A 10904-nucleotide genomic window follows, 5' to 3' on the forward strand; every position below is an offset into this window, starting at 1 on the left:
GAAACGTCTAGCGAGGAGCCGCCAGGAAGGTTGATACTGGGGTTGCTCGTAGCTCGGTGTCGGTTCGATCTCAAACCAACGGCCATCTTGCAGCCTGACCTCTGCCCACACATGAACATCCTGCGGCAGAACCGACGCATGACCTGCCATTGGGTCAAACGAATCAGGGCGGACGTAAAACCCCGTGACCAAACGCGACGACAGGCCAATCTCTCGAGCCATCAGCGCCGCCGAGGTGGCAAACAGATGGTCGCCACCGCGACGCGAACGCAGAAACTCCTCCAGCGAAGTCGCGGCAGATTGACCACCGCGATCAAAAACGAATTCCGTTCGGAGATGGGTAACGATCGTCTGTAGTTTGTCGTAGGGTGCTTCTAACTCTTTTGTCCAATCAGAGACGTATTGGTGCAACAGATCTTTCCGGTCGCCTTTCTCATCGCCAGTAAGGTCAACTCGAAGCGTCGCCCGAATTTGATCTTCGGTTAATCCGACACTTGCTACGTGGACCACCGTCAGCGGAGGCACCTTCTCGCGACCGGGCATGAAGAAACTGCCATCTTCTGCAATGCCAAAGAAGTCTTGTCGATCCACTTCCTTGATGTGGATGCCGGCAGTCAGCATTGGAACGGGGAGGCGTTTTGAATCGAGTCGAATGACCTTGAGCAGGCCGACAGAGATGGCGTCTGAAGAATCGTTAAGCGAGTTGCGCATCATCGGGTCAAAGAACCAGGGCGCACCGTCCAGATTGATTCGAGTGAGCGACTCAGTTTTCGGACCGGCTGTCTGAATCCAGTCTTGCCCGTTGAATTGGTCATAGCGATGCAGGGCTAAACGAATGCCAGTGGGGCCATCCCACTGAACGACGCTGGCGTCTCTCGCATCCTCAAAATGGCGATGCTTCTTCGCTGGCATACGTTCGATCGAGAACGTCCCGCCGCCCTGTTCGCTTTTGGAGGCTTGTTCATGCATGGGAATGGTGTTGTCGTTCCCCATCGCTTGCCTTCGCTCCCACTTGGTCTTCTTCTTGGGTTCGCCAATCATGTCGTTGGCCATGTCGAACAACGTCGATTCAGTGGATTCCAGAAAGATGTCCGAGTCCACGGCACCGAACGATTCGGCGTGATCCTTGGCTGCGATCGCGGCTTCGCCGGTCCCCACACCACTCCGGGCCGCCGAGTCTGACCAATCATTGCCGCCGCTGGTTGGCATGAATCCGATGGCGAAACGCTCTGATGAGGTGACTCGATCTTTCACCGCGTAACCTCCACCGGCTAAGACCGCGACTGTGATGATCAATAGGCTCGGTCGCAGCGTCCAGCTTCGCTCGACGGAATCGGGCATCGCTAAATCAAGACGCTCCCAATGGTTCGCGATGAGGTGCCAAACGCAACCGAGCATCCAGACGATCGGCAACACGACTGCATGTGGACTGTCCGAGATCGACGCACTGAACAAAACCAGAAATCCGCTGATCACCAATGACAGCGATTGCGTCCGCTGGGTTGTCGCCGCAACTGCCACCGCCAGCGAAATCGCTCCAAATGTCGTCAGTGCCGACATCTCCAGTGCAATGGGCGAACCGAACGCTCGTGCGAACAGTGCGAATAGAATGGGCGACATCCACACCAACAAGGTTGCAAGAGCGGACGCCTGTTTCGCTCGCTTAGATTGATCCGTGATCGACTTGGCGAATTCTGCGACGACGAAGGCAATGCAAAGCGCCGCTATCTCGCCAAGAAACCAAACTCGAGATTCCACGAAATAGCGAAGCGGAATCACCGACGCAATTGCCAGCACAGCCAGTAGGATTGTCTCAACGCGTCTACGCGACCAGATTGGCATCTCGCACCTCCGTCCAAAACGAAAGCAGTTGGCTTGCCAAGTCTTGATCGCGACGAAACACTCGATGCGAATGCATTCCCTTCAATCGTGGATTGGTGGATGGATCGGAAATGCAAGCGGTGATGTCGCCACAGTGATTTGATGAAATCGTGATCGTGGCATGCTGGACCAACGGATAGCCAAGTTGACAATCAGCGACTCCTTCGGCTGGAACGTCGGCCAGTGCGTCCATCATCTGCGAAAAGCCTTCTCGACCTCGACGAACATGCAGACAGCGATTCCCAATGCGCACGCGCAGAGGCACGGCCGACTGGTGTACGTTGGCCAACAAACTCGCGGCGACTCGAATTCGATCAGCGAGTTGCTCTCGATCCGGGGTGTGAGAAACGTCAACCAGGACGTCCACATTCGCGCACTGTGGACCGCTCCTCTGCGTCACGACGAGATCCCCTGTCCTTGCCGTCGCAACCCAATTCACCTGCCGCATGCAGTCACCACGCCGGTATTCGCGGACACCGAGAAAGTCTCCGGTACGACCATTCCGATTCCCTTCACCCGACTCGGCAGTCCGCCGACCCGACATCGCTGTTTGGCCTGCAATCGGAAACACCTTCGGCCAAACCGTCACGGGCGAAACGTCTTTCAGCCTCCGCTTTGCAGTCCAGATTCCAAACGGAAACGAGCACGTCATCACGGGATCGCTGTCCGGGTATCGTCCTCGCAGTTCGGGCCGAACCGAAAAACGATAGGTAGCGATCGAGAGAGCTCGAACGAACGCCAGTGCAACGGTGGGGACGGTCACTTCGTCGCTTTTGGATTTGCGATCCAAGAATCCTTCAATCGCTAGTCCCCAAACGGGAATCGGAAGTCGATTCCTTGCGGTTAGTCGCAGTTCACAGAGATCCTCTTCATGAACCTGAGGTTTGCTAGAATTCAATGAGCAATGCACAGCGCGAACAGCGATCGCGGGCCATACGACTCCGACAGCCATGACCGAGGTCAGTGACGCCGCCAAGGTCCAGCCGATGGGGGCGAGGTAGAGCCCGACGATCACACTGGTCATCGTGGCGAGAAAGAACCATCCGACGGGTTCCTTTAACCAGTAAACAAAACGATTGGCCCAAGGGCAAAAATCTGTCGTCAGCAATCGTGCTGACCAGTTTTTGCCCACGGCTGCGTCATGAACAATTGCCATGATGACGCACCTCCGGTACGGGATTTCTATAAGGGGAACAAATGCGACGAGCCGATCAGACCCGTGGCGGTCCCCTTACCGAAATGCCGTCCCAAACGATTTCTTGCAGCTGCAAGCGGCTAGGATGAATGACCACCCGCCGAGGTTGGTGGTCGGTACCAAAGAGGGGCAATTGGACAATGAATGCGGCATTTCGCGAAGCGAAAAAGCTCTGGCAGATGCTGCAGCGATCGGAATCATGGTCGTTTGGACGACCCTGTTCAGCCGGATTGCCACTGTCAGCGGGCAACCGCCCTGTTCTGTCCTCACCATGCCCGGCTGAATGCGCATGCGACGCAGGATGTGCACACGAGTGATGACAACACGAATGTTGTCGAGCCTCCGTTACCGTGACTTGGCTGTCCGAGTGAACGCAACAAGAACTTGTTGATTCCACGCAGCCGAGATGCATCCAACCGGCAACGTTACCAATCAGCAACGATGCGATGCACAGGTGGGCACAGAGATGGCGAGAAACGTACAAGGTCCAGACCAATCGTAGAGTGACAGCAGGCACATCGGCGCGATTAAAAAAACAAATGCGACGCTGAGCATTTCGGTCCGACCAAGGAACGATTTAATTTTCGTTCTTCCCCTACGAAAGGTCAATAGCGACGGTTCGCTCTCTCCCGCGCGATCACCAATTCTTAACCACAAAAGTTTTCCGGCCTCTTGACGAACTGTTCGCAGGCACCCATCGTATCACGCACAACAAGTCCTTGGTCGGATCACTTTCAACATCTGTTCCCTCGCCCCGAATGTCCTCGATGGCTTCGTACGTCCGACCAATTGTCATCAGCCTGCTGTGTGGAATGGCCGCCATTGGCCATGCCCCTGCGTGGTTGCATGTCGCTGGTTGCGATCACGAGAGCCATCGGCAGGTAACATCAGCGTCTGTATCGACCGACGCTCGTTCTTGCGGGCACAGTTGCTGCCAGCATGCTGCCCCAAAGACGGATGGCAACGCCGAAGAAGCGGCGAGCGAGGACTCCAGTCAACCACACGAGGAGCACGACTCCGACTCCTGCTTGATCTGTCAGTCGCTCGGGTTGCCCAATGGCATCGCTTGGCACCTGGACTCGCCGTCGACGCGTCAAGAGATCTTTGAACTGATCAACGTCTCCAGTGTCATTGCTCCCGAATCGACTTCTCTGTCGATTCCACAGCCCCGCGGTCCGCCTACGCCGCTCGCGTAGTGTCTCTCCGCCTTGATGTGATAACTGCGCTCGTTAGCGGGTGCTCGTTGTTGCTGCCTGGACTTCACAAACCAACACGTCCCGCCGCGTGCGGTGCAGTTGGTCAACGGTCCGACCAAACCCGATCGGCTGTGCCGGCGCGGCGGGGCACCTTTTATTCTCGTTTCTTACGGCTTTGTTGTTTGCACCTGTCACGGTCACGTTGCCGCGGTGCGTTCCTCAGCCGTTGTCGGACCACACGACCTGAAAGCATCACTCCGAAGCGTGTGCGGACCAACGTTTGGTCATCTCGCCTTCGGAACGTTCCCGACGGCTTTCGGCTTCTGCCACCCGCCGCTCGGCCCGTTGCAGTATGAGTGCACTCAAGTCGAGTAGATCGCTGGCGAACGGTCTGCCAACAACACTGCCGCAACTTCAGCGTGTCGTTCCCGGCCCCACAACTAGGATCCAAGACCCGCTTGATGTTCGGCGTCAGCCGCCTCGGTGATCAGCTGCAAAGAATCCGGTGCTTCGATCGTCGACAGCGAGTTCGACCGGTCATTGCATCGACGTCTCCAGCGGACGGTGTAGCGCTACCGAGAGCGGTATTCGCTTGGCGACAACTGCATGATCTTCCGAAAACTGCGACTGAAATGCGCGTGATCGTAGAAGCCACATTCGTGGGCAATCTCGGAAACCGTTTTGTCCGATTCTAAGAGCATCCGCGCGGCGTGCTCCACGCGGATCCGTACCAGGTATTGTCTCGGCGAAGAGCCAAAGCCGCGGCGAAACCGTCGCTCGAAGTGACTGACCGACAGCCCCGCCATCTCGGCAAGCTGGTCCGTCGAGAGCCGGTCGGCAAAGTTCTGATGCAGGTGCGTGATGACCTTGGCGAACGCATCCACCGTCCCCGACGGTGTCTGAATCCGTTCGATCTGACGTGAAAAACCTGCCACGCCGATCACCCGATTGCGTTGATCCCGTAGAGGGATCTTGCTGGTCATCACCAGCCTCGGCGACCCCGCATCCTCAGGAGCACTTTCGACGCGGTCCACAATCGGCTCGCCGGATTCCATCACCGCCGCGTCATCGGCCCTGTATTCGTCGGCACGTGACTTGGGGAAAAAATCGTAATCCGTCCGGCCGATGGCCTCTGCTTCCGAAGCCACCCCGCAGTACTCACAACCGCGGCGGTTGAGCGCGATGAAGCGTCCGCGGCGGTCTTTGACAAAGAAGGACAAGCCGGGAAGAAAGTCAAACAACAAGAAGACTTGGCTATCCGGCCCCAAACGGCCAAGAAACCGTTCACGCAGATCGGTATTTTCCATGCATGGATTTTACACGAGAAAGATTCTTCCGTGCAAGACAATCTCAACCCTTTTGCACACAATAACGAGCATGAAACACACTTTCACCCAAATCCTGCTGCTCGCCGCGGTCTCGTCTGCTGCCGGCGGATTGCCCGCTGCTGACCTCGATTTCAATCGGGATATCCGACCGATCCTGTCGGACAAGTGCTATTTCTGTCACGGGCCGGACGACGAAAACCGCGAAGCGGGGCTTCGTTTCGACATCCGCGAGGAGGCGATCGACGCCATCGAGGCCGGTGAGCTGGTCGATCGCATTGACAGCGATGACCCTGACATGATCATGCCGCCTCCACGGGCGAAACTGCCGCTCACTGAAAAGGAAAAGCGGCTGCTTGAGCAATGGGTCGAGCAAGGTGCTCCCTACGCGGGGCACTGGGCTTTTGAGAAATTGCCTCTGGCGGTCGATGTTCCGCCCAGCGGCGATTCCGATTGGCCACGAGAGACGCTTGACCGATTCGTGCTGGCGAAGCTGAATGAACAGGGGCTCTCGCCAAGCGACGAAGCGGACCCTGCCCGCTGGCTTCGCCGGGTCACGCTCGACCTGACGGGATTGCCTCCCACGCTCGAGCAGATCCGGTCTTTTGACGAGTCGCTGCACGCCGATCCGCAACAAGCTTATCAGGACGTCGTCGATCGCCTGCTGGCTTCCACTGCGTTCGGAGAGCAGATGGCGGTCGCTTGGCTCGACGCCGCCCGCTATGCCGACTCCTATGGCTATCAATCTGACAAGCTCAATACCCAGTGGCCTTACCGCGACTGGGTCGTCGACGCGTTCAACGACAACTTGCCATACGACCAGTTTTTGACCTGGCAGCTTGCCGGCGACCTGCTGGAAAACCCGACACGCGAGCAACGGGTCGCGACGGCATTCAACCGCATCCATCGGCTCAACAACGAAGGTGGAGCCGTATTCGAAGAATGGCGTTTGGAAAACGTCGCCGACCGCGTGCACACGTTCGGAACCGCCGTCCTCGGCTTGACGATGGAATGTTGTCGCTGCCACGATCACAAATATGACCCGATCCCGATGCGAGACTATTACTCGCTTTCGGCTTACTTCAATTCGATCGACGAAAGTGGCGTGTACGATCGCACGGAAAAAGTCCCGTGTCCGTCGCTGCTGCTGCCTACCGCGGACCAGGAGGTGGCATTGCAGGACGCCAAGCAGAGGATCCTGGAAGCCGAAAAAGAATCTGCGAAACAGCTTGCCGAAGCGAAAAAGCGTTATCAACAATGGGCACCGGAGCCGGGAACGCCGCTCGAAATCCCCGATCTGCGAATCGCGCTAGCGTTTGACCAGGATTTCGACAACTCGATCAAGGAGATCTACCATCCGTCCGAATCGGATCGCAGTTGGACGCAGATGCCAAGCCTGGTGGCTGTCGAGGATTCGCCGATCGAGCGTCTGGAGAATTCAATCGCGGCGGATGCTCGGGACGGTGACGCACCGCCAACTCGACGTGCGCTTCAGCTCGATGGGGAACGCGGGGTCACCGTACACGGAATCGAACCGTTTGACCGCTGGCTGCCGATGTCGGTCGTGGTGACCTTCCGAGAAACAGTGCGGTCACCCCAGCGTAGCCTGATTGCCCATCACACACGCGGCACTGATTGTGGGTACAACGGCTGGGACTTGACGATCGAAGACGGGCACCTTGAATCTCGCATGGCTCGGGTTTGGCCTGGCAACGCGATCAGTGTGCGGACGACCGAGCCCATTGCTGTGGACAGGTGGCATCAAGTGACGGCGACCTACGATGGTTCGTCACGTGCTGCCGGCTTGAAGCTCTATCTCAACGGCGAGGAATTGGAAACGCAAATCGTCCGCGATCGCTTGAAGAAGCGTTGTAACGTCAAGGTCGATCATGGCGGCGAATTCGTCGTGGGGCAACGGTTTCGCGCCCGAGGCCTGGCCGGCGGGCTGATTGACGATGTCCGCGTGTACGACCGCGAATTGACAACCGTCGAGTTGAAGACGCTGGCGTTCGGTCAACAACCGTTCGACGCCGACAAGCCGGGCTTCGACTACTACGCTTCCGCGATCGACGAAAAGGTTCGTGCCGCGATGTCCGAGTTGACAGAAGCCCGCAAGGCCTTTGTCATGGCCGAAGAAGTGATGGACGAGATCCCGATCATGGAAGAATCCGAGACGCCGAGATCCGCACACGTTTTGGCACGCGGTGAATACGATGCGCCGAAAAACAGCGACACGCTCGTCAACCGCCAAACACTCTCCGGGATTGCAATTGCCATGCCCGAAGACGCGCCGAACAATCGCCTCGGTCTGGCACGCTGGGTGACCGACCCACAACATCCGCTGACTGCGCGAGTTGCCGTCAACCGTTTTTGGGGAAACTTTTTCACGTCGCCCCTGGTTCGCACCCCCGAAAATTTCGGCTCCCAAGGCGATTTGCCGACACACCCCGAGTTGCTCGATTGGCTTTCGCGTGACTTTGTCGACAGCGGTTGGGACGTCAAACGATTATGCAAGTCGATCGTGCTGTCATCGACCTATCGACAGGACTCATCGGTCACACCCGACAGGCTCGCGGCCGACCCCGACAACCAGTGGCTCTCGCGCGGCCCGGCCCACCGATTGGGCGCCGAACAGATCCGCGACTTGGCACTTGCGGCGTCCGGGTTACTCGATCGCGAACTGGGCGGGCCGCCGGTTTCGCCCTACCAACCGGGCGAGGATCTGTGGAAAGAATCCAACGGCATGTCGCCTCCCTATCAGCAATCGGTCGGCAAGGCTTTGTACCGACGGTCACTGTACTCCGTTTGGAAACGCACCGCTCCACTGCCCAACATGATGGCGTTCGACACGACGACGCGAGAGGTCTGCACGGTGGAACGCTCCCGAACGAATACCCCCTTGCAGGCGCTGGTGTTGCTCAACGACGTGCAGTTTATCGAAGCGTCCAGGGTGCTCGCAGCAGACCTCGCCGTGCAGCCGACTGGCGAACAACTTGAAAACGCATTTCTGCGGCTGACCGGCCGGGCACCTGATCAGGTGGAGCGACAGAGACTCGGCGAACTGCTCGCCGATGAAGAGGCTTACTATGCCGCGCATCCCGATGCCGCGGAAAAACTGTTGGCGCTCGGCGATGCGGAGCTCAATCCCGATGTTGACGTCGCCAAACTTGCCGCACTCACCAACGTTTGCCAGGCCATTCTGAATCTCGACGCCACGATCTGGAAACGTTAACAATCTTCAAGATCACGCGTCCTTCAATCCGTACTTTCAGCCCCCTTTCCATGAATCAGCCATCATTTGCGTTCAATCGCCGGCACTTTTTCAGGACCAGTTCAACCGGTGTGGGCGTCGCGGCACTCGCCAGCCTGCTGGGCACGTCAGGCGGAGCGTCAGCGCAAGCGGCGAGCGGAGGATTGTCCGCCGGGACACACTTCGCGCCAAAGGCCAAACGGATCATTTACTTGTTCCAATCCGGCGGCCCTGCCCAGCAGGACCTGTTTGACTACAAGCCGCTGCTCAACGAAATGAATGGTCAAGAGATTCCTCCGGCGGTACGCGGCGAGCAACGGCTGACCGGCATGTCCGTCCACCAATCGTCTCTACCGCTGGCTGGCTCCGCATTTAAATTTGCGCAGCACGGCGAGTCGGGGGCGTGGTTGAGTGAATTGCTGCCGCACCATCGCGACATTGTGGATGATGTCTGCTTCATCAAGTCGATGCACACCGAAGCGATCAACCACGACCCGGCGATCACGATGTTCCAAACCGGATCGCAAATCGCGGGACGACCGTCGTTGGGTGCGTGGCTGTCGTACGGTCTGGGAAGCGAAAACGAAGATCTGCCGGCATTTATCGTGCTGGTTTCGGCGGGCCAGGGAGGCCAGCCGTTGTACGCAAGATTGTGGGGCAACGGATTCCTGGATTCCAAGTACCAAGGCGTGCAGTTTCGCGGCGGCAGCGACCCCGTCCTGTATCTCTCCAATCCAGAAGGCATCCCCGCGTCGCGTCGCCGCGCTCAGTTGGATGCCATCAACGGGCTCAATCAACATCAGTTTGCCAAAGAGCTCGATCCAGAGATTGAATCGCGAATTGCGCAGTACGAAATGGCTTACCGGATGCAAACCTCGGTGCCGGACGCGGCCGATTTTTCCGACGAACCCGAGTCGACCTTCCAGCTGTACGGGAACGACGCCAAGACGCCGGGCACGTTTGCGGCCAACTGTTTGCTGGCCCGACGACTGGCCCAGCGGGACGTGCGGTTTATCCAGCTTTACCATCAGGGCTGGGATCAGCACTCGAACCTGCCGAAACAAATCAAGGGTCAGGCCGCTGAAACCGATCAAGCCTCAGCGGCGTTGGTGAAGGACCTCAAGCGACTGGGACTGCTCGACGACACGCTCGTCATTTGGGGCGGTGAGTTTGGCCGCACGTCTTACACCCAAGGCGTTTTAACCACGGACAACTACGGCCGCGACCATCACCCGCGTTGCTTTACCACGTGGATGGCTGGCGGAGGCATCAAGCCCGGCATGACCTACGGAGAGACCGATGAGTTCGGATACAACATCATCCGCGATGGCGTGCATGTTCACGACTTCAACGCGACGATCCTGCACCTGATGGGAATCGACCACGAACGTCTGACCTTCAAGTACCAGGGCCGCCGATTCCGTCTGACCGATGTCCACGGGGAAGTCTTGCATGACGTCCTGGCGTAATTTCCTAGCATGCGTGCCTGGCGGTGCGATCGATCACGATGCAGGCGGCGATCGCCAATGGAAGGAATCAATCAGGGGTTCCGTAGAGAGTTGTATCCATTCGACCAACTCCGGATCCATGAACGGCTAAGGGTGTTGTTTGGAAAATCGCTGGAGGCCATCGTCAAACACGCTCTGCGTGAGACCGTCGTCCACAAGAATGCTTGTCACGCCGAGACCAGAGACTTCATGGATGTTCCTCATCTCATCATCGAAAAACAGCATTCGATCGTACTCCACTTCGGTTGTCGTGCGAAGGGATTCGAAGTGCTTCAGCTTGGATGACGGGTAGATCTCGGAGTACGCAAAGCGATGCGTCGCTTCCAAGAGCTGCAGCAGCTCCATTGCCCAGCTTGGCTGCTCCGTTCTGGATGCCACGGCGGTGACAATCTGCCTCTTATCACAGAAATCGAGCACCTGCATGACATCAGAATAAAAACGCACCTGCCTGCCGCCGCGATCGAAGAGTCGCCCTTGCTTCATCCGGAATGGAGGCGAGAGGCAATCACACCACGTCCCGCCACAATCCCAGAGGGTGAAGTCAAGGTC

General features: G+C 57.8%; 6 protein-coding genes and 1 pseudogene. 2 read left to right on the top strand and 5 right to left on the bottom strand.

The features are described 5' to 3' along the window. The 4 genes and pseudogenes from ABX749_RS08725 to ABX749_RS08740 all read right to left on the bottom strand — a co-directional run. The coding region (locus tag ABX749_RS08725; RefSeq protein ID WP_372895641.1) for a transglutaminase family protein at nt 1-1101 on the bottom strand (1101 nt) is incomplete at its 3' end. Nucleotides 1102-1822: 721 nt separating this feature from the next. Beyond that, the gene (locus tag ABX749_RS08730; protein WP_372895646.1) at nt 1823-2077 is read right to left on the bottom strand and encodes a hypothetical protein; all 255 of its coding nucleotides are present in this window, start codon (nt 2075-2077) and stop codon (nt 1823-1825) included. 69 nt (nt 2078-2146) lie between these two features. After that, nucleotides 2147-3037, bottom strand: a pseudogene (locus ABX749_RS08735) (DUF58 domain-containing protein); the annotation flags it as partial. Between the two features lie 1807 nt (nt 3038-4844). Then, a complete protein-coding gene (locus tag ABX749_RS08740; RefSeq protein WP_372895642.1) occupies nt 4845-5579 on the bottom strand; it encodes a helix-turn-helix domain-containing protein in 735 nt (244 codons plus the stop codon). A 70-nt stretch (nt 5580-5649) separates the two neighbouring features. On the opposite strand from ABX749_RS08740, the gene ABX749_RS08745 reads away from it, so the two are divergent. Both ABX749_RS08745 and ABX749_RS08750 read left to right on the top strand, forming a co-directional pair. Continuing rightward, nucleotides 5650-8829 (top strand): DUF1553 domain-containing protein, encoded by a 3180-nt coding sequence (locus tag ABX749_RS08745; RefSeq protein WP_372895643.1) that lies wholly within the window; start codon nt 5650-5652, stop codon nt 8827-8829. 50 nt (nt 8830-8879) lie between these two features. Beyond that, nucleotides 8880-10316 carry a DUF1501 domain-containing protein gene (locus tag ABX749_RS08750; protein WP_372895644.1) on the top strand — a complete coding sequence of 479 codons (1437 nt, stop codon included), beginning with the start codon at nt 8880-8882 and terminating at the stop codon, nt 10314-10316. Between the two features lie 126 nt (nt 10317-10442). Here the strand turns inward: ABX749_RS08750 and ABX749_RS08755 are convergent. Then, nucleotides 10443-10904, bottom strand: a 462-nt coding sequence (locus ABX749_RS08755) for a magnesium-dependent phosphatase-1 (protein ID WP_372895645.1), incomplete at its 5' end; no start/stop codon positions are given.

Origin of the sequence: Stieleria sp. (assembly GCF_041595215.1) — a bacterium.
Lineage (GTDB): Bacteria > Planctomycetota > Planctomycetia > Pirellulales > Pirellulaceae > Stieleria > Stieleria magnilauensis.